At 72.2% G+C, this 20,815-nt stretch carries 14 protein-coding genes and 2 pseudogenes; 5 read left to right on the plus strand and 11 right to left on the minus strand.

Annotated features, from left to right (window positions below):
* Positions 1-73: 73 nt before the first annotated feature.
* From ACWENQ_RS35430 to ACWENQ_RS35460, 7 genes and pseudogenes are all read right to left on the minus strand, one after another.
* A complete protein-coding gene (locus ACWENQ_RS35430; protein ID WP_452418091.1) occupies positions 74-424 on the minus strand; it encodes a hypothetical protein in 351 nt (116 codons plus the stop codon).
* 32 nt (positions 425-456) lie between these two features.
* A complete protein-coding gene (locus ACWENQ_RS35435) occupies positions 457-627 on the minus strand; it encodes a hypothetical protein (RefSeq protein WP_449914535.1) in 171 nt (56 codons plus the stop codon).
* A gap of 169 nt (positions 628-796) precedes the next feature.
* Positions 797-1,468, minus strand: a pseudogene (locus ACWENQ_RS35440) (ATP-binding cassette domain-containing protein); the annotation flags it as partial.
* Positions 1,469-2,092: 624 nt separating this feature from the next.
* Positions 2,093-2,644, minus strand: a pseudogene (locus ACWENQ_RS35445) (ATP-binding cassette domain-containing protein); the annotation flags it as partial.
* Positions 2,637-4,262: an ABC-F family ATP-binding cassette domain-containing protein gene (locus tag ACWENQ_RS35450; protein WP_452418093.1), complete on the minus strand. Its 1,626-nt coding sequence runs from the start codon at positions 4,260-4,262 to the stop codon at positions 2,637-2,639. The pseudogene ACWENQ_RS35445 and the gene ACWENQ_RS35450, both read right to left, overlap by 8 nt.
* A gap of 219 nt (positions 4,263-4,481) precedes the next feature.
* Positions 4,482-5,039 (minus strand): CGNR zinc finger domain-containing protein, encoded by a 558-nt coding sequence (locus ACWENQ_RS35455; protein WP_452418094.1) that lies wholly within the window; start codon positions 5,037-5,039, stop codon positions 4,482-4,484.
* 86 nt (positions 5,040-5,125) lie between these two features.
* Complete coding sequence (locus tag ACWENQ_RS35460) at positions 5,126-7,654, minus strand: BTAD domain-containing putative transcriptional regulator (protein ID WP_452418096.1); 2,529 nt, start codon at positions 7,652-7,654, stop codon at positions 5,126-5,128.
* Positions 7,655-7,958: 304 nt separating this feature from the next.
* Here ACWENQ_RS35460 and ACWENQ_RS35465 point away from each other — a divergent pair, with 304 nt between their 5' ends.
* Positions 7,959-8,726 carry an AfsR/SARP family transcriptional regulator gene (locus tag ACWENQ_RS35465; protein ID WP_449914546.1) on the plus strand — a complete coding sequence of 256 codons (768 nt, stop codon included), beginning with the start codon at positions 7,959-7,961 and terminating at the stop codon, positions 8,724-8,726.
* Positions 8,727-8,846: 120 nt separating this feature from the next.
* Here the strand turns inward: ACWENQ_RS35465 and ACWENQ_RS35470 are convergent, their stop codons facing one another.
* Positions 8,847-11,600 carry an ATP-binding protein gene (locus ACWENQ_RS35470; RefSeq protein ID WP_452418097.1) on the minus strand — a complete coding sequence of 918 codons (2,754 nt, stop codon included), beginning with the start codon at positions 11,598-11,600 and terminating at the stop codon, positions 8,847-8,849.
* A gap of 179 nt (positions 11,601-11,779) precedes the next feature.
* Here ACWENQ_RS35470 and ACWENQ_RS35475 point away from each other — a divergent pair, with 179 nt between their 5' ends.
* Together ACWENQ_RS35475 and ACWENQ_RS35480 are read left to right on the plus strand one after the other, a co-directional pair.
* On the plus strand, positions 11,780-12,385 hold the full coding sequence (locus ACWENQ_RS35475) for a TetR/AcrR family transcriptional regulator (RefSeq protein ID WP_452418098.1): 606 nt from the start codon (positions 11,780-11,782) through the stop codon (positions 12,383-12,385).
* Between the two features lie 394 nt (positions 12,386-12,779).
* Positions 12,780-13,883 carry an aldo/keto reductase gene (locus ACWENQ_RS35480; protein WP_452418099.1) on the plus strand — a complete coding sequence of 368 codons (1,104 nt, stop codon included), beginning with the start codon at positions 12,780-12,782 and terminating at the stop codon, positions 13,881-13,883.
* 127 nt (positions 13,884-14,010) lie between these two features.
* Here ACWENQ_RS35480 and ACWENQ_RS35485 read toward each other — a convergent pair whose 3' ends face one another.
* On the minus strand, positions 14,011-14,922 hold the full coding sequence (locus ACWENQ_RS35485; RefSeq protein WP_449914557.1) for a hypothetical protein: 912 nt from the start codon (positions 14,920-14,922) through the stop codon (positions 14,011-14,013).
* 442 nt (positions 14,923-15,364) lie between these two features.
* Here ACWENQ_RS35485 and ACWENQ_RS35490 point away from each other — a divergent pair, with 442 nt between their 5' ends.
* Positions 15,365-18,100 (plus strand): LuxR C-terminal-related transcriptional regulator, encoded by a 2,736-nt coding sequence (locus ACWENQ_RS35490; RefSeq protein WP_452418133.1) that lies wholly within the window; start codon positions 15,365-15,367, stop codon positions 18,098-18,100.
* 7 nt (positions 18,101-18,107) lie between these two features.
* Here the strand turns inward: ACWENQ_RS35490 and ACWENQ_RS35495 are convergent, their stop codons facing one another.
* A complete protein-coding gene (locus ACWENQ_RS35495; RefSeq protein WP_452418101.1) occupies positions 18,108-18,866 on the minus strand; it encodes an alpha/beta hydrolase in 759 nt (252 codons plus the stop codon).
* A 268-nt stretch (positions 18,867-19,134) separates the two neighbouring features.
* Between ACWENQ_RS35495 and ACWENQ_RS35500 the strand changes: the two genes are divergently transcribed.
* On the plus strand, positions 19,135-20,178 hold the full coding sequence (locus ACWENQ_RS35500) for an alpha/beta fold hydrolase (RefSeq protein WP_452418102.1): 1,044 nt from the start codon (positions 19,135-19,137) through the stop codon (positions 20,176-20,178).
* Positions 20,179-20,251: 73 nt separating this feature from the next.
* On the opposite strand, the gene ACWENQ_RS35505 is transcribed toward ACWENQ_RS35500, so the two are convergent.
* Positions 20,252-20,800, minus strand: a complete 549-nt coding sequence (locus ACWENQ_RS35505) for a hypothetical protein (protein ID WP_452418104.1) — start codon at positions 20,798-20,800, stop codon at positions 20,252-20,254.
* Between the last annotated feature and the right edge of the window lie 15 nt (positions 20,801-20,815).

Here is a 20,815-nt window from a genome sequence, read left to right on the forward strand (position 1 = left end):
GGTGATCAGGCGGATGGCGTGCGCGCGTCGCCTGGGGCGATCAAGCCCGCACGTCATCGGCTCAGTCGTCGCCTCAGGACAGCTCCCGCCCTGTCGCTCGATCGACCAGGCGCCGCCCGCCCAGGGGTTTCGTCAGCTGGAGCTGGATGTTCAACGGGTACCCCATGCCCTTCTGCATCAGCGCCTTCTCCCACGGGAAGACGGGTTCGCAGGTGTTGCGCACCTCGACGCCGATCACCACCTCCGCGGCCGACTCCGTCACGTCGGTGTCGGTGACCTCCCGGCACGACTTCCCGTCAGGGCCGGGCGCGCCCACGACGATCGTGGCGGTGACCGTACGGCCGTCAGGCGCGACGGCAGCGGACTCGATGCCGTACCACCGCGCCTGACGAGCACATCCGGCCACGCAGAGAATGCCGGCCACAACGATCGCGACATGCCCTCTTGTCCGCATTGTCAGCCGATCTTGCGCTTCTTGATGTCGCCGCCGAACAGGCGGGTCGCGATCCTGATGTCGGTGAAGTGGTTGGCGCATTCGAGCAGCGGCCCGGTGACCGACTCGGCATCGGTTCCGCCGCTGATGACGCCCTTGGCGATGATCTTTCCGGCGTCCGGGTGCCCGGCCACGTCACCCAGGGCGTTGCCGTCGGTGAGCAGGGTGGACGGCCTGCCGGTCGGGAGGCGGTGTCCTGCGGTGATGAAGTGGTTGTCCGACTTCGTCCTCCAGGCGAGCGACAGGGGTCTCACTCGACCAGCCTTTCACATGGTCGGGTAAAGGCCCCGTACGTGTCGGCGGCAGGTGGATGTGGGGGCCCTGCCAGCGGGAGCGCAGCCATCGGTCGTGGCTGGCGATCACGATCGCGCCGGGCCCGTCGGTGCCCAGGGCTTCTTCCAGCTCGTCGGACAGGCGGGGTGAGAGGTGGTTGGTGGGCTCGTCGAGCAGGAGCACCACGGGAGGATCGGCCACCAGCAGCGCGAGCGCGAGCCGGCGGCGCTGGCCGACCGACAGCTCCCCCACGCGCAGGTCCACGTCACGCGGGCTGATCAGGCCGAGCGAGCGCAGCGGTACGGACTCGGCGCGCTCCGGACCGAGCGCCCGCTCGTACGTCTCCCGCACCGTGCGGTCCGGCCGCTCGAACACGGTGTCCTGGGCCAGCAGTCCGACGGTCAGCCCGCGCCGCCGCCGTACCTCTCCCTCGGCGTCCAGCCGTCCGGCCAGCACCGCCAGGAGTGTGGACTTGCCAGCCCCGTTCGGCCCGGTGACCAGCAGCCGTTCTCCTGGCGCCACGTCGAGCCGGTCGATCGAGAGCCGTCCCGGCACCCGCACGTCCCGCAGCGACAGCAAGGTTTCGTCGTGGGGATCGCAGGCGCCCTCCTCGGCACCGACACCCGCATCGTCGGCGATGGCGTGGGCCGCCCCCGCGACACCGGCACCCGCACCCGCGCCGTCGGCGACGGCGCGGGCCGCCTCCACGACACCGGCACCCGCACCGTCAGCGATGGCGCGAGCCGCCTCCACGACACCGGCACCCGCACCCGCACCGTCGGCGATGGCGTGGGCCACCTCCGCGGCACCGGCGCCCGCACCGTGGGTGGCCTCCGCGGCATCGGCGGCGACGGTGACCAGGGTGCGGGGGTGGAAGCGGAGCGGGGGTGGCGGGGCGGGGACCTGCTCGCGTTCCAGCTCGGCGAGCCGGCGGGCGGCGTTGCGGACCCGCCGCGAGATCTGCTGCTGCACGCGTCCTGCGCGGTGCCCGTATCCCATCTTCTCGTTGTCGCGTCGCAAGCCGTCCGTCGCCGGCTGCCGTGCCGTCACCGCGACGGCGCGGCGCAGCTCGCCGAGTTCCTGCTGTTCTTCCGCGTGGCGCCGCTCCCAGCGCTCGCGCTCGGCGCGTTTCTCGGCCAGGTACGCGCCGTACCCGCCTCCGTACCGGACGGGCCCGTCCACCGCCGGGTCGAGATCGACCAGGTCGGTGCAGACCACGTCCAGGAACGCCCGGTCGTGGCTGGCCACGACCACCGCCCCTGTCATGCCGCGCAGCTGCTCCTCCACGAACACCGCGGCGGCATCGTCCAGGTGATTGGTGGGCTCGTCCAGCAGCAGCGCGGCGGGCTGCCTGATCAGGAGCGCCGCCAGGGCGAGCCGCCCGCGCTGCCCGCCTGACATCGACGCGAGCGCGCGCCCGTACGGCACGCCACCCAGGCCGAGCCGGTCGAGGATGACCTCCGCGCGCCGGTCGGCGTCCCAGGAATCGCGCTGTTGCGCCTGGTCGAGCCGGGCCCCGTACGCTTCGAGGAGAGCGGCGTCGTCCGGGGCCTCGGTGAGCGCCCGGGTGAGCCGGTCGAGCTCGGCCAGGTCCGTACGGGCCTCTCGCAGGGCGTCGTCGAGCACGTCGGCGACCGTGGCGTCGCCGGCGAACGGCGCCTCCTGGGGCAGGAAGCCCAGGTCCGCGGGCCGTACGACGCTGCCGGAGTCCGGCTCGTCCGCTCCGGCCAGCAGGCGCAGCAGGGTGGACTTGCCCGCGCCGTTCTCGCCGATCAGCCCGATCCGGTGGCCGGGTGCGGCGGTGAGCGAGACGCCGTCGAGCACGCGCCGCGCGCCCAGCGTCCGTACGAGATCGCGGGCGAGCAGCGCGTCACTCACCGGCGGGCGCCCCGGTCTCCAGCAGCCGCCCTCCGGACAGCTCCAGCCAGCGTTCCACCTTGATCTCCGCGAGGAACCGCTCGTCGTGGCTGACCACCACGAACGCCCCCTCGTACGCGCTGAGCGCGCTCTCCAGCTGCCCCACGCTGACCAGGTCGAGGTTGTTGGTGGGCTCGTCGAGCAGCAGCAGCTGGGGCGCCGGCTCGGCGCACAACACGCACGCGAGGGTGGCGCGCAGCCGTTCGCCGCCCGACAGCACCCCGACCGGCAGGTGGGCACGGGCGCCCCGGAACAGGAAGCGGGCCAGCAGGTTCATCCGCTCCGCTTCCAGCATGCCGGGCGCGAACGCGGCCAGGTTCTCGACCACGGTGCGCTCGACGTCGAGCAGGTCCAGCCGCTGCGACAGGTAGGCCACCCGGCCGTCGGCTCGCCTGGTCGTGCCGCCGTCCGGCTCCAGCTCGCCGTTGATGAGGCGCAGCAGGGTGGACTTGCCCGCGCCGTTGGGGCCGGTCAGCGCGATGCGTTCGGGTCCCCGGATCACCAGGTCGATGCCGGGCTCGGCGAACAGGCCGCGGGCCTGAAGGTGTTCGCCGTGGAAGACCGTGCGGCCTGCGGGGACGTTGGTCCCGGGCAGTTGCAGCGCGATCTTCTGATCGTCGCGCAGGGCACGCCCTGCCTCGTCGAGCCTGGCCTTGGCGTCGCTCACGCGGGCGGCGTGCGTCTGGCCCGCCCGCCCCGCGGCCTCCTGGGCGCCGCGCTTCATGTTCCCTGCGAAGATGCGCGGCAGTCCGGCGTTCTTGAGGTTGCGGGCGGCGTTGCTCGCCCGGCGCTCGGCCCGCTCGCGAGCCTGCTGCATCTCCCGCTTCTCGCGCTTGAGCTCCTGCTCGGCGCTGCGCACGCTGCGCTCGGCGGCCTCCTGCTCGGTGCGCACGGCCTCCTCGTAGGCCGTGAAGTTGCCGCCGTAGAAGCGGACCTCGCCCCGGTCCAGCTCGGCGATGCGGTCCATACGGTCGAGCAGCGCCCGGTCGTGGCTGACCACGAGCAGGCAGCCGTTCCAGTCGCCGAGCACGTCGTGGAGCCTGCGGCGCGCGCCGAGGTCGAGGTTGTTCGTCGGCTCGTCGAGCAGCAGGACGTCGGGCCGCTTGAGGAGCTGCGCGGCCAGGCCGAGCGACACGACCTGGCCACCGCTCAGCGTGCGCAGCGTGCGGTCGAACGCGAGGTCGCCGAGCCCGAGCCGGTCGAGCTGGGCACGGGTGCGCTCCTCGATGTCCCAGTCGTTGCCGATCGTGGTGAAGTGCTCCTCGCCGGCATCGCCCGATTCGATGGCGTCCAGCGCGGCGATCACGGGGGCGATGCCGAGGACCTCGGCCACGGTCAGGTCGCCGGTGAGGGGCAGGCTCTGCGGCAGGTAGCCGAGCACGCCGTCGACGGACACGCTGCCGCCACGGGGCAGGTGCTCGCCGGCGATCAGCTTGAGCAGCGTGCTCTTGCCCGCACCGTTCGGGGCGACGAGGCCGGTACGGCCGCCGCCCACGGTGAAGGACAGGTCGCTGAAGACGGGCGTGTCGTCAGGCCAGGAGAAGGACAGGTGGGAGCAGACGATGAACGCATCGGACATGCGAGAGACCTCGTACGAGAACGCGCGGGCGCGACGAAGTGGCCCGGCAAGGAGACAGGGATTCGGGGAACGACGACCAGCGGCCACGCCGGCGGCGATCATGTGCGCCTGCCGGGGCCGATCAACCTCCGGTATCACCCGGAGATGTCGTCGTCACCTGCCATGTCTGGTCTCCTAGCTTCTGATCTCAAGCGTCTATCACCATAGCAGCCGCCGGAATCAGCGCGTGCCGGCCGTCCGGGCGTCCTTCTTGCGCGCCCGGTAAGCAGCTGCCTTGATCTTGTTGCCGCACGACTCCATGCCGCACCACTCCCTGCGTCCGCCGCGCGACCGATCGATGAAGATCTTGGTGCACTCGGGGTTGGCGCACTCCTTCATCAGCGGCACCTCCGGCCCGCTGAGCAGCTCGACGGCGTGCCGGGCCACGGTGGACAGCGCCTGCGCGGGGGTCGCCTCGACCCACCGCCCCTTGGCCGTGAGCTGGGGCGCCGCCGGCGGCTTGCGCGCGATCCCGTTCACCAGGGCGAGCGCCTTGTCGTCGTATCCGTCACCGGCGAGCCGGGCGGTGACCAGCACGTAGATGGCCTCGCGTACGGCCACCGCCTGGGCCAGATCCGCTTCCCGCGAGGGGGACACGGCGTCGACGATGCCGGACTCCAGGTACCAGGCGTCGAGCCGGCCGGGGACGTCGAGCGTCTCGACGCGCTCCGTGCGGCGCGCGCGGAGCGTGCAGGCGAGGTCGAGCGCGGGGTTGCCGCACAGGAAGACGTGCTTCACGTCACCAGCCTGACAGGTGACTCCGAGCCGCGCAATCGGGCGACGGAAGACGGCGTTCCGGCGTGCGCACCGCCGCACAGGAGGTTTCATCGGTCGTCGCCGCCGCATGCGTCCTGGCGGAGGAACAGGTTCAGGTGCCGTTCCGACGGCAGCTCCTCGTCCAGGTGGTGGTCTCGCCATTCCTCCGGCGGCTCGGCCAGCCAGTCGTGGCCGAAGATCGCGTACGGATGGTCCGCGCGCCCGCGCTCCACCTCGTACTGGCCCAGATACTCCATCAACGGCCGCCACCACCGGCCGTTCGCGACGACCAGGTACGAGGCCGCCAAGCCCGGTTCGTGCAGCCAACCGCGCATCATCCGCGCCTGGAACACGTCCGTGACGGGAGACGGCATGGCCTCGAGGGCAGGGCAGACCAGATGCCGCGCGATCGCGATGTGCGCGCCTGGGGGCACCGTCATCCGCCGGCTCACGTCGTGCCAGATCTCCCCCACGACGGGGTCGGCCTCCAGGTCTTCCCGCTCCGGCGTCCGCAGGGTCAGCCAGCTCATGAAGGCACGCAGCCGCTTGCTCCTGCGGCACCGCAGCAGGGAGAAGGCCCCTGGCTCGCGGCCCAGCCAGAACCGGACGGACGCGGCCGTGAGCTCGCCATGGGTCTCGCGCGCCATGGTGACGAGTTCGTCGTGGTCGGCGGGGGTCGCCCGGGACGACCGCAGATCCTCCTCGCCCACCCGCGAGACGTACCGGCGCACGATCCCGCCGCGCCGGCGCAGATGGCCGATCGTCCGCATGACCGCCACGCACGCGTGGGGGTCCCGGGCGTCGCGCAGGAGCCGGCCCATGACGTAATGGCGGATCCGCCGGTGCATCCGCTCGTAGCCGACGGGGTCCCGCCACCACAGGTCGTGGTCGAGGGCTTCGCGCAGCACACCGTTGATCTCCAGGCCGCGGGCGGCGGTTTCGACATACGGTCGCGCGCGCAGCCAGTCGAACAGCTCCGCTGCCCGGCCGCCCGGCACCGCCGCCCTGAGGAGGTCCTCGGTGGTGTGGCGGGCGTGCGCGCACACGTCCAGCGCCGACCGGTGCGCGTCCGTCGGCACGCCACCGGCCAGCAGCGCGAGCACGTTGTCGACCACGTACCGCACGGCGTCACGGCGCGACGGCGTTCCCGTGGCCGACATGCTCCTGCCGACCTCCGCAGCCAGCGACAGGGCGAACGGGTTGCCGGCGGCGAAGTCCACGATGGACCTCCGGAGGCCGGGGTCGACGCCGCGGGCCGCTACCAGCGCGGCCGACTCTTCGGCTGTGAGGGCTGCGAGGTGCCGGGTCACGATCGTCCCTGCCCAGGCCGGATCGGTGAGCCAGGCGGCGCTCGGCCCGCTCCGGCCCGCCACCACGATGATCGTGTCGCCGGGCAGCCGCCGGAGGTACTCGCCGCGCAGCCACGGTTCGACGTCTCCCAGCTCGTCGAAGGAGTCGATGAGGAGAACCGCGCCGGAGACGCCGGAGAGCTCCTCCGCGAACCGTTCGAGGTGTTCGCGCGCTTGCGCGGTCGCCGAGCCGTGCAGGTGCCGTACCCGCCGGCCCGCGGCAGCGGCGTCGTCGGCGAGCTTGCGCAGCAGCGTCGACTTGCCGATGCCGGCGGGTCCCCGGACGAAGAGAAGACCCGGACGTTCCCCACGGCTCGTCTTCAGCAGGTCCTGGAAGGCGGCGCGTTCCGCGCCCCTCCCGACGAACTGCCGATCGGCGGACCACTCCGGCTTCGTGCCTGCCGGCTCAGGCGAGGCCGGCGGCTCCTCCGGGTGGTGTACGGCGGGCCGCTCGGCCCATGAGGCGGGGGCGAGCTCGTCGTCGTGGTCCGCGTCGGCCCCGAGGATCCTGTCGTGGATCTCCCGCAGCCGCGGTCCCGGGCTTACGCCCAGTTCCCTGCCCAGCAGGTCATAGAGCATCCTGTAGACCTCGAGCGCCTCTGCCCGCCTGCCGCTGCGGTACAGGCCGAGGAGGTAGATCTCGTACAACGGCTCTTCGAGCCGGTTCCGCTCGATGAGCAGCGGGACCTCGGCCACCACCTCGGCGTGCTCCCCCAGTTCGAGGCGGAGCTGCAGCAGTTCCTGGGTGGCGATCAGTTTCTGCCGTTCCAGCCGGAACCGCTCACGTTCGGCGGCCTCGCCGGGGACCCCGGCCAGCGCCGTGCCCGTCCAGAGGTCGAGCGCCTGCTCCAGGCACTTGGCGGCCGCGGCGACATGCCCGCCCGCGCGCTCTTCCCTGGCGGTTTCGACCATGGTGGCGAACTCGGTGGCGTCCGACGCGAACAGCGACGGGTCCAGCAGGTAACTCCCGGACTGGGAGCTGATCGCCGAGCCCAGCCCGTGCTCGGACAGCAGCCGCCGGATGCGGGAGATGTAGGTGCGGACGACGGCTTCGCCGGTGGCCGGCGCCTGCTCGCCCCAGAGGCCGTCGACCAGCTCACCCATCCGCACGAAGCTGCCGCTGTTGGCCAGCAACACCATCAGGACGGCCTGTTGCTGCGGCGCGCCGAGGCTCAGCCGCGTGCTGCCGCAGTCGAGGCCGGGCGGTCCGAGAACGGTGAACCTGCACGCATTCGGCTCTCCAAGCACGATCGGGACGCTTTCCTTCGCCAGACTGCACGGCGGCCGGCCTGTCGCACGGATCCGCGGTGGTACGTCGCAGAAGGTAGGTTCCGCCGGATCGCCTTCGCGACCGTCACGTGACGCCGTGCGTGTACGTCATGCGCGGCCGGTGTCCCGGGGACGGAAAACTTACGGACCGCTGACAAGCTCGGCGATGCGGCGATAGGCCCGACTGAGCGTCAGTAGGGTCGGTCAGAGACGCCCTGGCACGGTTCCAGGGCGCCAGACGGTCGCGGTGCGCGAGAGGGTTGGGGGAACCTCGATGGCCGGGGTGAGCTTTGGGCTACTGGGTCCGATCAGGGTCTGGAGCGGCGGGGAAGATCTGGAGGTCGGGTCTCCGCAACAGCGGGGGGTGCTCGCCCTGCTGCTGCTGAGCGAGGGGCGTCAGGTTTCGCTCGACGAGATCGTGAGCGCGTTGTGGGGCCGCGAGGCGCCGCGCAGCGCCGTCGTGAGCACGCGTATCTACGTCTCCCGCCTGCGCCGGGTGCTGGCTGACGGCGGTTCGGCCGGGCTGGGCACCGAGGCGGGGATCAGGTCGGCGAGCCGGGGCTACCAGCTGGTCGTGGACCCCGGCGCGGTGGACGTGACGGTGTTCAGGCAGACCACCGCCGCCGCCAGGGAGGCCCGCGAGCAAGGGAAGATCGCGGAGGCCTCCCGGCTGCTGCGCGGCGCGCTGGCGCTGTGGCGCGGACCGGCGCTGGACGGGCTGAGCGGAGCCTTCTTCGAGGGCCGCCGCGCCTGGCTCGAACAGCTGCGCGCGTCAGCCGTCGAGGAGCGCTGGGCGATCGACATCGAGCGGGGCGACTGTGGCGAGGCGATCGCCGAACTGAGGCTCGCGACGGCGGCGGAGCCTTATCGCGAGCGGTTGTGGGAGTTGCTGATGTGGGCCCTCGACCGCGACGGCCGCCGCGAGGAGGCGCTGTCGGCCTACCGTCTGATCGCCCGGCTGCTGGACGACGATCTGGGCCTGGAACCCGGTCCCGGCCTGCGCAGGATGTACGCCCGGATCAGGACGGCGGCTGACACCTCACTCGTCTGAGCCGCTGCACCGGCCGGCACGTGCCGCACGCCGGCGGCGTTCCCGGCCTGTCAGCGCCGCGTCAGCTCGGTGACCACGGCCCGGGCGCCGGATGCCGGTGGGGTCACCGGCAGGGCGCCCTCATCGGGAAGACCTTTCCTCGAGAGTCTTCAGCATCCACGCGAGATCGGCCCGGGAGCTCACCCCCAGCTTGGGGAAGATCCGGTGCAGGTGGGTGCCGACAGTGCGGTGAGAAAGGTACAGCCGGTGCCCGATCTCCCGGTTCGTCAGCCCCTCTGCGGCCAGCTGCGCGATGTTCAGCTCGTGCGGCGTGAGCTTCTCCCGCGCGTCCGGGTCCCGGTTCGGGCTCGACTCCCCCGCGCTGCGCAGCTCCCGTCGTGCGCGCTCGCCCCATGCGGCCATACCGAGCGCGTCGAAGGTCTGCCTGGCGGTGCGCAGGTGCGTCCGGGATTCCGCGGCCCGGCGCTGCCGCCGCAACCATTCGCCGAACGCCAGATGGAGGCGTCCGCGTTCGGCGGGCCACCCGGTCAGGTCCGCCCGCAGCGCGGCCGTGAACAGCTTTTCCGCCTCCTCGTTCGGGGCGAGTACGGCGCGCGCGTAGCGCAGCCCGATGTGCAGCGCCGGTGACGGCGTCGACGCGGCCAGCGGTTCCAGGCCGTGCAGGATGTCCCGCATGGTGGCGGTCCGCCCGGCTCGCACGGCGGCCTCGGTGAGCTCCGCGAGGCAGTACGCGCGCAGGGCCAGCTGGTAGGCGGGGTCGGCGGGATCGAGAATCCTGCTCAGGGCGGCGAACGCGTCGTCGAAGCGTTCCTCGCTCATGGCCGCGAGCCCGCGCGCGAGCTGGACGGTGGCCAGGACGGGCCGGGCGCCGGCGGGAAGCGCGACCCGTTCGGCCTCGTCGGCGAGTGTTCCGGCCTGCCCGTGGTCGCCCCTCAACGCGGCGATCTCGGCCTGGACGGCCGTGGCCAGCCCGTACATGAACGGCTGCCCGGTCTCCTGGGCGAGCTTGGCGGCCTCCGCCGCGACCGGGACGGCCGTGGTCAGGTCACCGAGCCGGGCCCGGCTCCACGCCTGCACGGCCAGCGCCCGGGGAAGCAGCCCGAGCCGGCCCTGAGCACGCAGGCCGGGCGCGGCCGCCGCGGAGAAGCGGGCAGCCAGGTCGAACGCCCCGACCTGCAGGGCCGCGCTGCCCAGGTAGCGGTCGGTCTCAGGGGCGGCACCGGCCACGCCGGCCAGTTCGCGCAGCAGGTCGAGCGCGATGCCGCCCCGCTCGAACGGCGCGACGTACGCGGCGACCGCGACCATGCGCGGGTCGTCGGCAGGAACGGGCAGCCGGTCGGCCACGCCCAGCAACGAGCGGCGCGCGGCCGGACCCGGTTCGGACCAGAAGCAGCGCATGGCGGCGCCCCACAGGATCCGGACGGCCGGCTCCACCTCCCCGTCGGCTGCCACCGACGCGACCAGCTCGGCCAGCTCTGACACGCGGGAGACGTCCTCGCGCACCCCGTCCTCGAAGCCGCTGAGCAACCAGGCGGCGGTGGCCCGCCGGCGCGGCGACAGCTCGAGGGCCTGTGCGTCGCGCACCAGACGCTCGGCCGTGGCGCGGCTGCCGGATTCGACCGCGAGCTCGGCCGCGCTCAGCAGCCTGTGCGCCTTCCGGTCCTGCCCCTCGCTCAGCCGGGCCGCCTGCTCCAGCGCCGCGATCGCGGCGGCGACCCCGCCCCGGTGCCGGGCCCGGTCGGCCGCGCGGTCCAGCTCGGCCGCCACGCCCTCGTCGGCTCCGGCCGTCGCGGCGGCCCGGTGCCAGGCCCTGCGGTCCGGCTGCTCGTGCAGCGTCCCGGCGAGAGCCAGATGGGCCTGCCGGCGTTCGGCGAGCGTCGCAGCCGCCGCGATGGCCGACCGCATCAGGGGATGGCGGAACGTCACCGTGCCGATGGCGAGCTCGATCAACCGGACGTCGGCGGCCGGTGCGAGGATCTCCGGCTCGGCCGTCGACCCCAGGATCAGGCCCGTGGCCGCGAGCGTCTCGGCGACCGAATCGCTCTGGTTGAGCGCCGCGACCAGCAGGGCGGTGCGGGCCGTAGCCGGCAGGGCGGCTACCCGGGCGGTGAACGCCCGCTCGAGCCGCTCGCTCAGCGGCAGCACCGGACCCGGCCCGCCCGGCGACGGCGCCAGGCCGTCGTGGTGTCCCAGGGCGGCCGGCAGTTCGGTCAGGGCCAGAGGGTTTCCCGCGGCCTCCTCCAACAGCCGCACCCGGACCGCTGGGGTGAGGCCGGGGGCGATCGAGTCCAGGAGCTCGGTGGCGACCTCGTCGGAGAGCCTGTCAACGGGCATCGGGGACAGCCCGGCGTCCTGCACGTGCGCACGCTCGCCTTCGCCTTCCCTGAGCGTCGCGACCATGACGACGGGCTCGGACTCGATCCGGCGCGCCACGAAGGAGAGGACGTCGGCGCTGGCGCGATCGAGCCAGTGCACGTCCTCGGCCACGACCAGCAACGGCCGGACGGCGGCCGCCTCGGCCAGCAGGGTCAGCGTGGCCAGGCCGACGAGGTAGGCGCTGGGTTCGGCCGCTTCGGCGAGGCCCAACGCGCCGCGCAGGGCGTCACGCTGCGGGACCGGCAGCGCGCCCACGCCCGCCCTGACCGGGTACAGCAGCTGGTGCAACCCGGCGTAAGCGAGGTGCTGCTCGGCCTCCACACCGGTCGTCGTCAGCACGCGCAGACCCGCGGTCGCCGCCGCGGAGACGGCCGCCGCCACCAGCGCGGACTTCCCGATGCCGGCCTCCCCCCGGATGAGAACGCCGCTGCCGCCTCCGGGGTCGTCGATGAGCTCGGCCAGGGCCTTCAGCTCGGCTTCCCGTCCGAAAAGCGGCATGGTGCGGCACTCCTACCTCGGGGTCCTCGGCTGTCTCCTCCCAGCCGTGCGCGACCCTATCGAAAGTGCCCGGATACGACGTTTCACCAGCGTTCGTCCATCGGGAGCCCGCGATGAGCGCCGGGCTTGACGCGCACCCCAGCTAGCATGGACCGGCAAGTCCAGTCTGGAGGGCGGTCATGCGCACGCTGACCCGCAAGGGAGCCGCGACGCGGCAGCGCATTCTCGAGGGCGCGGCAGCGCACATCCGCGAGCACGGCGTGGCCACCACGACGCTCGACGACGTGCTGGCCAGGACGGCGACGAGCAAGAGCCAGCTCTTCCACTACTTCCCTGGCGGCCGGGAGGAACTGCTGCTGGCCGTGGCCCGCCTCGAGGCCGACCGGGTGCTGGAGGACCAGCGGCCCCAGCTCGGCGACCTCACCTCCTGGCCCGCCTGGCAGTCGTGGCGCGACAAGGTCGTCGACCGCTACCGGCGGCAGGGCCGCCGGTGCCCGCTCAACTCCGTCACGTCACAGCTGGGCAGCCGCACGCCCGGCGCACAGGCCGTGGTCACCGAGCTGATGCACCGCTGGCAGGCCGAGATCGCCGCCGGCGTACGGCACATGCAGGACGCCGGCGAGATCGACCCGGGCCTGGACCCCGACCGCGCGGCGGCCGCCCTGCTCGCCGGCATCCAGGGCGGCGTGCTGATCCAGATGTCCACCGGCGAGACCGACCATCTGGAAGCCGCCCTGGACATGGGCATCGCCCACCTGCGTGCCGGCAAGCCTGCCTCGCCCTGACAGGGGCTCGGCCCCGGGGAGCGGCGGACGCGACCTGTCGCCCCGCCCGCCGTCCGGCCTGTTCGCGCTCACCACACCTGGGCGAAGCAGGCGAGGGCGACCGCCATCACGAGCACGGCCACCGACAACACTCTCATGGGATTCGACCTGGACACCTGGATGCTCCCTTCCGTGGTGAAGCCCGCCAAGCAGAACGCGGGACGACCGGGCGCGCCCATTTTCGTCACCGGTCTGACTGGTGACGATGCTCGCAGCATCTTTCGTCACCTGTCAAGACAGTGACGAATACAGGCGATTTTTGGACTTGACAGTCCATTTTTCGATGCGCAAGCTGACGCGTGTCCGGCCCGACCCCCTCGAATCCGCTTGCGAACGGAGTGGCACCCTCATGTCCATGGACCACTACTACCTGCTCGGACGTTCCGGACTGCGCGTCAGCCGGCTGGCGCTGGGCACGATGAATTTCGGCACCGGCGGTTTCCACGCCGCGTACGGCAAGACCGAGCAGGAGGCCCGCCCGATCTTCCGCCGCTATCTCGAAGCGGGCGGGAACCTCATCGACACCGCGGATTTCTACACCGCCGGCGAGAGCGAGACCATCCTCGGCAACCTCATCGCGGAAGCCAAGGTGCGCGACAGGATGGTGCTCACCACCAAGTTCACCAACAGCGTCGCCCCCGGGGATCCGAACGCGGGCGGCAACGGCCGCAAGCACATGATCAGCGCGGTCGAGGCGTCACTGCGCCGCCTGCGCACCGACTACATCGACCTCTTCCTGCTGCACACCTGGGACCGGATCACCCCCGTCGAGGAGGTCATGCGGACCTTCGACGACCTCACCAGGGCCGGGAAGATCCGCTACGCGGGCCTGTCCGACGTGCCCGGCTGGTACGCGGCGCGGGCCCAGACCCTCGCCGAGGCCCACTCCCTCGTACCGGTGGTCAGCCTGCAACTGCCCTACTCCCTCGTCGACCGGGCGATCGAACTCGAGCACGTCGCCATGGGGCAGAGCCTGGGACTCGGCATCACCGCATGGAGCCCGCTCGGCGGCGGCTTCCTCACCGGCAAGTACCGGAGCGCCGACCAGGGCTTGGCCGGGGACGGCCGGCTCAGCGGCGCGGGCTCCTCCGGGCACTCGTGGACAGAGCGGGACTGGCGGCTGCTGGCGGCGGTCGAGAGCGTCGCCGGCAAGCTCGGCGTGACGATGGCCCAGGTCGCGCTCAACTGGGTCGCCACCCAGCCAGGGGTCGCCTCGGCGATCGTCGGGGCGAGCAGCGCGGACCAGCTCGACGCCAACATGACGGCCCTCGACTTCGAGCTGCCGGCCGAGCTGCGCGCCGAGTTGGACGAGGCGAGTTCCGTGCCGCCCCCGTCGGTCTACCGGATGTTCACGCCGGACTATCAGAACTGGCTGGTCAGTCCGGGCGTCAAGGTCGGGGACAAGCCGGCCGGGTACGCTCCCGCCGTACGGAACTGGGCGTCCGAAAGCAGTGGTTGACGGGCTTCGCACGAACGCCTCCATGGCGCGCGCCGCCTCGGCGACGTGCTCGTGGCCCGTCACCGGGGCGCTGTCGTACAGGACGACGCCGACGAGCCGGTCGGGGCGCGTCAGGGCGTAGTGCCTGTTACGGGGTGCTCTGCTGGGCCAGGCCACCGCAGGTGAAGCCCGCCTCACGTTCGGGATCGAGCTGGATCTGACCGAGGTTGGTGGTCTCCATCGGCCGTCGGAGGGTCTCCAGCTTGTCGCAGTCGTACAGGAGGTACGTGCCGTCGCTCTCGCCCAGCAGCATCATCCAGCGGCCGTCGTAGAGCGGCTTGTCGTCCTCGGCGCTCTTGACCACCGCCCACTGGTCCTGGAAGCCGACGGCGTTCAGCAGTTCGTTGGCCTGGCCGCTGTTCTGGACCTCGATCGCGCCCTCGACCAGCCCCAGGATGAGCAGGAAGCCCAGGCCCACCCCGGTCATTCCACCGACGATCACCTTCGCCCCGGCGCGCCCGACCGGTTTGCGGCGCAGCAGCCGGAACGGAACCAGGAAGGCCAGCACGCCGAGCCCCACGGCGACGATCACCATGAAGAACAGATCCAGCTCCCCGAAAAGGCGAAAGATGCCCCAGTACGTCGCCCCGCACCACAGTGCGGCCAGCGCCGCGGCGATCCACGGCCGTTCCCGGATCCTCCGTACGAGCCTGCTCGCCGCACCGCGGGTCATCCTGTCGATCAGCCAGCACACGCCGACGACCACGCCGAGCAGCGGGAAGGCGGCCAGCAGGAGCAGAACTAGTGTGCTCGTCATACGGCCGAGCAGCACCGCCTGGTCGACGCCCACCTGCTGCGGGTTGACGCCGAAGACGGCGTACATCTGCTCGATGCCGATGTAGAGGACCGCGTAGAGCGCCACCGCGACCGGCACGACGACGGATCCGATGCGTTCGAGCAGTTCCAGGACACCGCCACTGTCCTCCCGCGCCACGGGGGTGTGGTCATCGGGAAGGGCCGGCGTCTCCGGCGGTTCGAGGGTTATGGGGTGACTCGACATGGCGCACGACCATAGGTGCCGGCTGCATGCGAACCGTTGACGACGCGTATGCGCCGAGGCCGGGCCCGCGCCGGCGCGGGCCGTACAGCCGCCGGTGGACGGCTCCTCGCCGGGCGGCGGCCCCCTCCTGAGCAGCCCTGCCATGGCCTGTATACGCGTCGTCGGCAGTTCGTGTGCAGGCGGCGCCTAGGGTCGCACCGGGGGCGGGCTTGCCCGGCCGCGCCGTACGGAAAGGAGACCCGTGACCGAGGTCTTCGCGGACGGCGAAGCGGCGGCGGACCCGGCGGCGGACCCGGCGGTGGGCCACTCCTGCCGCTGCGGCGACGGTCACCGCTATGGACCCAAAGTCCATTTTTGTCAGCGTGAGCTTGGCGGCCAACGGCTCTGGCCTGATCGCCATACCTGAAGAAGTGAGGGAAGCGTGGAGTCGCTCGTCTCGACAATGGTGGGCCGGGATGACGTCCAAGGAGAACTGTCGGCGTTCATGACGGCCACCGGGGGGCAGGCCCTCATCCTCAGAGGCGAGACCGGGGTCGGCAAGAGCGCCCTGCTCGACCACGTGGCCGGCCTCGCGGCCCCGGACAGCCACCGGGTGATTCGCGCCGCCGGGGTCGAGGCGGAGGTGGAGCTGCCCTTCGCCGGCCTGCACCAGCTGCTGTACTCGCTGCTGCCCCACGCGGCCGGGCTCGACGAAGGCCACCGTGCCGTCTTCGACGTCGTCTTCGGGCTGCGCGAGGGCAAGGCGCCGTCGGTCATGTCCCTCGGCATCGCCGTCCTCGACCTGCTGTCCTTGGCGGCGTCGGAGAAGCCGCTGCTGCTGTTGCTCGACGACGGTCAGTGGATGGACGCCTCCAGCGCCGAGGTGTGCGGGTTCGTGGGCCGCCGGCTCAGCGGCAGCTCCGTGAAGATGCTCATCGCCGTACGGTCCGACGTCGGCTCGCGGTTCGACACGGCCGCGCTTCCCGAGCTCCCGGTGGCGGCCCTGTCGGAGGAGGCGGCCGGGCACCTGCTGGACATGCGCCACCCGCAGCTCGACTCGCGGACGCGGCGCATCGTCCTGGAGCACGCCAGGGGCAACCCTCTGGCGCTGCTGGAACTGCCCGCCTACCTGAGCGGCTCCCACACCGGCCGCACGGCCGAGGAACTCCTCGGATTCGGCAACGTCCCGCTGTCGCGCCGTCTGCAGCACGTCTACGGCATCCGTATCGAACGCCTGGCCGGTGCCGTACGCGAGGAACTGCTGCGCGGCGCCCTCGACGGCGTCGGGGCGGGACCGGCCGGCAGCCACGCCCCCGGCGCCCGCTACCGCATGCGCGAGGCCGACGAAGCGGTCGCGGCCGGCCTCCTGGACACCGACCCCGCCACCGGCGACCTCGTCTTCCGGCACCCGCTGATCCGCACCACCGTCGTTCAGCTGGCGACACCCAACCAGCGCCGCGCGGCACACGCCGAGCTCGCGCGGGTGCACCGCGACGACGTCGAGCGGCGCGCCCGCCACCTGGCGGCCTCGATCGTGGATCCCGACGAGGAGGTGGCAGCCGCGTTGGAGGCCGCGGCCGACTCGGCGACCCGGCGCGGCGGCGCGGTAGCGGCCGTGGCCTGGCTGACCCGCGCGGCGGAGCTGAGCGAGAGCCCCGCCGACCGCTCCAGGCGGCTCGGCGACGCCGCCTTCATCGCCGGACACGCCGCGCTCCTGGACCAGGCGCAGAAACTCGTCCGCGCCGACCTGCCGCCGGGCGCGCGCGAGTCCCCCGCCACGGTCGTCACCTCGGCCTACGTGGCCCTGTACGAAGACGGCGACGTACGCTCCGCGCACCGCCAGGTCGCGGCGGCGATCGAGCGCCTGCGGGAAGACGGCGCGCACGAGCCCGCCGACGTGCTCACCCGGCTGGTGAACGTGCTGCTGGCCATCAGCCAGTACGCCGGCGACGCCGCGCTGTGGGAGCGCACCGGGCAGCTCATGGACTCCCTGGGGGAGCGGGTCGACACCCGCTCGACGATCTACCGCGACGCGTGGAGCGACGTCGTCCGGCACGGTGCGGGCGTGCACGAGCGCGTCGAGCGCGCGTTCGCCGGCCTCCCGGAGCTGGAACCGTGGGACGTATCGCGCCTGGCCGTCGCCGCCTACCACGTCGACACGCTGCGCCGGTACCGCCCCTACCTGCAGCGCGCCGCCGACCGTGAGGCGCGAACCGGGGCCGTGGCCAGCGGCATGACCATGCTGCACCTGATCATGCTCGACCAGGTGGCCGCCGGCGAGTGGGACGACGCCGAACGGACGGGACAACGCGCGCTGGAGCTGACCACGTCCCACGGATACGCGCTGTTCGCCCACCACACCCGCGCCTACCTGGGGCTCCTGGCAGCCATGCGCGGCCAGGTCGAGCGGGCCAGGGAGCTGCAGGCCGTCCTGGACGCCTGGGCCCGCCCGCGCGGCGTGGGATTCCTGACCCAGATCGCCGACGCCATCGGCACGGCGGCGTCCCTGAGCGAGGGCGACTACGAAGCCGCCTACCTGTACGCCATCGGCATCACGCCGCCGGGATCGTTCGAGCACTGCGCCCACCAGGCCTCACGCACGCTGCTCGACCTGGTCGAGGCCGCCGTGCACACGGGCCGTCTGGAGCAGGCCCGCCGGCACGCCCAGGCCGCCTCCGACGCCGGCCTGCCCGGCGTCTCCCCCCGGCTGGCCCTCATCACGTACGGCGCCCTGGCGATGACGGCCGCCGACGAGAAGGAGGCCGAGGACATGTACGCGAGGGCCGAAGCCCACCCGGCCGCGGCCGGTTTCCCGTTCGAGCTGGCGCGCATCCGCCTGGCCCACGGCCTCCGGCTCAGGCACACCCAGGGGCCCAAGGCCGCACGGCCCGTCCTGGTCCGCGCCGCCGAGTCCTTCGAACGGCTCGGCGCCACCGGCTGGGCCGAACGCGCCCAGGCCGAGCTGCGCGCCTCGGGGGCACCCGCCCGGGCCTCGCTGTCGTCCCTGACCGCGCTGACCTGGCAGGAACGCCGCATCGCCGAGCTGGCCGCGAGCGGGCTGACGAACAAGGAGATCGGCGAACGTATGCACCTGTCCCCGCGCACCGTCAGCTCCCATCTCTACCGCGTCTTCCCGAAACTGGGCATCACCTCGCGGGCCGCGCTGCGCGACGCTCTGGGCAAGGCCGGCGACGCGTGACCTCTCCTCACCCGCGCACCCCCAGCTCGGCGAGCCAGACCAGCACGTAGTCGGCGATCGCCCGCCAGCCGCTGTCGACGACCAGCGAATGGGCCCGGTCCGGGAACTGCTTGAGGCTGCTGACGGCCGTGGAGTCGCCGTACGACTTGTACACGGCCCGGGTGACGTGGTCGGGCACCAGCCGGTCCTCCTGCCCCGAGATCAGCAGCAGCGGGCCGCGGCCGGTGTTGCCGTGGTCCACGACCGCCCGGGGGTGCCGTACGGCGCCGCCGTGTCCCAGCTCGGCCAGCAGCCGGCGCGACCCGGGAACGACGTGGCGCTCGAACAGCTCGGCCGACTCCTGCTCGGTGACCGCGTTGGCGAACAGCCGCCGGAACCTCCCGGCGTCCATCGACACCGGCCACGGCTCCCCGAACTCCAGGGAGGTCGCGTGGCCGACCGGGGCGGGAGCGATGGCGACCGCGGCACGGCCCGCGTTCGTGCCGAGGAGGTGCTGCGCGATGAGCCCGCCCACCGAGTGGCCGACGATCACGGGCGGCGTGTCGAAGGAACGGACGATGCGCGCGTAGTGATCCGTGAGCGCGTCGAGCCCCATCTCGTGGAGCGTCTCGGGATGCCGGCGGGCCTCGCCCACCGTGGCGGGCTCTCCTGGCCAGCCCGGCGCGCAGACGGCGAAACCGAAGCTGGAGAAGCGCTCGTTCCATGACTCCCACGACGACGCGTGGAGCCACGCGCCATGGATGAAGACGACGGGAGTGGGGTTCACGGATCCTCCGGGAAGGCTCAGAACCAGGTCGTACGGGCCGAGGTTCAGGATCGTCCAGATGCGCCTGGGCGGGAACAGTCGAATGACTCAAAGTTCCGGTCCGCCTTGCGTGGCTGGTCCGGCGCGGTCTGCCGGGACAGCGCGCTCCAGGCGCGCGTTTCGCGACGGCCGGTCACGAGTCTCACCGTCATGTGACTGATGTGCCGGATTTCCCTGCCCGAAACAGTGAGAGATGCCGCTTTTCCGCGACACGACACGGAGACTTCACATGATCGACAGGCGCGCTTTCGGCAAGACCGTCGGGTTGGCCGCCGCCTCCCTTGCCGGTTTGCAGGTGTTCCCGGCCACCGCCACCACGCGTGCGGCGGCCCCGACGTTGCCGGCGGTCACGCCCGGCACGCACTCGTCCTTCGCCTCGCTGAAGCAGGTCAGGGCCGGGCTGCTGGACATCGGTTACACCGAGGTGGGCCCCGCCCGTGGGCCCGTGGTCATCTGCCTGCACGGCTGGCCGTACGACATCCACAGCTTCGTCGACGTCGCTCCGCTGCTGGCGACGCAGGGCTACCGGGTGATCGTCCCCTACCTGCGCGGTCACGGCACGACGCGGTTCCTGTCGTCGAAGACGTTCCGCAATGCCCAGCAGTCGGCGATCGCGCTCGACATCATCGCCCTGATGGACGCCCTCAAGATCGACAAGGCGGTGCTCGCCGGCTTCGACTGGGGGTCGAGGACCGCCGACATCATCGCGGCCCTGTGGCCGCGGCGCTGCAAGGCCCTGGTGTCGGTGAGCGGCTACCTCATCACGAACCTCGAGGCCAACCGCACACCGCTGCCGCCGAAGGCCGAGTACGCCTGGTGGTACCAGTACTACTTCGCCACCGAGCGGGGCCGGCTGGCCATGGAGAACCCGGCCAAGCGCCACGACCTGACCCGGCTCGTCTGGGACACCGTCTCCCCGACGTGGGACTTCGACGACGCCACCTTCGAACGCACGGCCGCGGCCTTCGAGAACCCCGACTACGCCGCCATCGTGATCCACAACTACCGGTGGCGGCTGAGCCTGGCCGACGGGGAGCGCCGTTACGACGGTGTGGAGAAGCGGCTCGCCGTACGGCCGGCCATCAACGTGCCGACCATCACCCTGGACGCCGAGCGCGACCCCTTCACGGCGCCGCCGGGCGACGGCTCGTCGTACCGGAACATGTTCACCGGCCCCTACGAACACCGCACCGTGGAGGGCATCGGCCACAACCTGCCGCAGGAGGCACCCACGGCCTTCGCCCAGGCCGTCGTCGACGTGGACCGTTTCTGACCATCACCCGAAACACGCCGACAGCCTGCCGGATGCGATCCGGCAGGCTGTCGGTGTGTTTCCGCTGGTTCCGTCAGACGGTCCGCATCCGCGGCGAGCGGGCACGCCAGGACAGCAGCCCGGCCTGGATGATGAAGAACACGCCGCCGCCGGTCGCATAGACCGACAGCACGTCGAGCGAGGCGCCGTCGCCGAGGGCCTGGATGTTGTAGAAGACGCCCACGAGGAACGACAGGCCACCCGCGATCAGCATCGGCCACTGCCTGCCCAGCTCCGGGCCGCGCCGCCGCAACCCGACCAGCACCTGCGCCGCACCGGAGACGACGGCCCAGGCACCGAACACGTGCAGCACCGCCGCCACCCCACCCGCCCCCGCCAGGCCGACGCCGACGGCGGCCAGCGTGCTGACCACCCCGTTGAACAGCGTCAGGCGGCGCTCCGATCCGTCCGGGAGCACACGCAGGTCGATCAGCGACGACACCGCGTCGATCAGCGGATGGCCGACCAGCAGGGCGATCGCGGGGGCGTCGATGGGGTCGTGCGCCAGGGCGAACGCGGCGGCCCACGCCGCGGCCAGGACTCCGCGGCCCAGGTACAGCTTCAGCAGGGGTGACGCTTTCATGATGGGGGCCTTTCC

The sequence above is a fragment of the Nonomuraea sp. NPDC004354 genome (assembly GCF_053602555.1).

What these genes read in the sequence shown, in the direction of transcription:
- ACWENQ_RS35450 (WP_452418093.1), bottom strand. Translation starts at nt 4,262, where the DNA reads ATGTCCGATGCGTTCATCGTCTGCTCCCACCTGTCCTTCTCCTGGCCT.
- ACWENQ_RS35470 (WP_452418097.1), bottom strand. Translation starts at nt 11,600, where the DNA reads ATGCCGCTTTTCGGACGGGAAGCCGAGCTGAAGGCCCTGGCCGAGCTC.
- ACWENQ_RS35475 (WP_452418098.1), top strand. Translation starts at nt 11,780, where the DNA reads ATGCGCACGCTGACCCGCAAGGGAGCCGCGACGCGGCAGCGCATTCTC.
- ACWENQ_RS35480 (WP_452418099.1), top strand. Translation starts at nt 12,780, where the DNA reads ATGGACCACTACTACCTGCTCGGACGTTCCGGACTGCGCGTCAGCCGG.
- ACWENQ_RS35485 (WP_449914557.1), bottom strand. Translation starts at nt 14,922, where the DNA reads ATGTCGAGTCACCCCATAACCCTCGAACCGCCGGAGACGCCGGCCCTT.
- ACWENQ_RS35490 (WP_452418133.1), top strand. Translation starts at nt 15,365, where the DNA reads ATGGTGGGCCGGGATGACGTCCAAGGAGAACTGTCGGCGTTCATGACG.
- ACWENQ_RS35500 (WP_452418102.1), top strand. Translation starts at nt 19,135, where the DNA reads ATGATCGACAGGCGCGCTTTCGGCAAGACCGTCGGGTTGGCCGCCGCC.
- ACWENQ_RS35505 (WP_452418104.1), bottom strand. Translation starts at nt 20,800, where the DNA reads ATGAAAGCGTCACCCCTGCTGAAGCTGTACCTGGGCCGCGGAGTCCTG.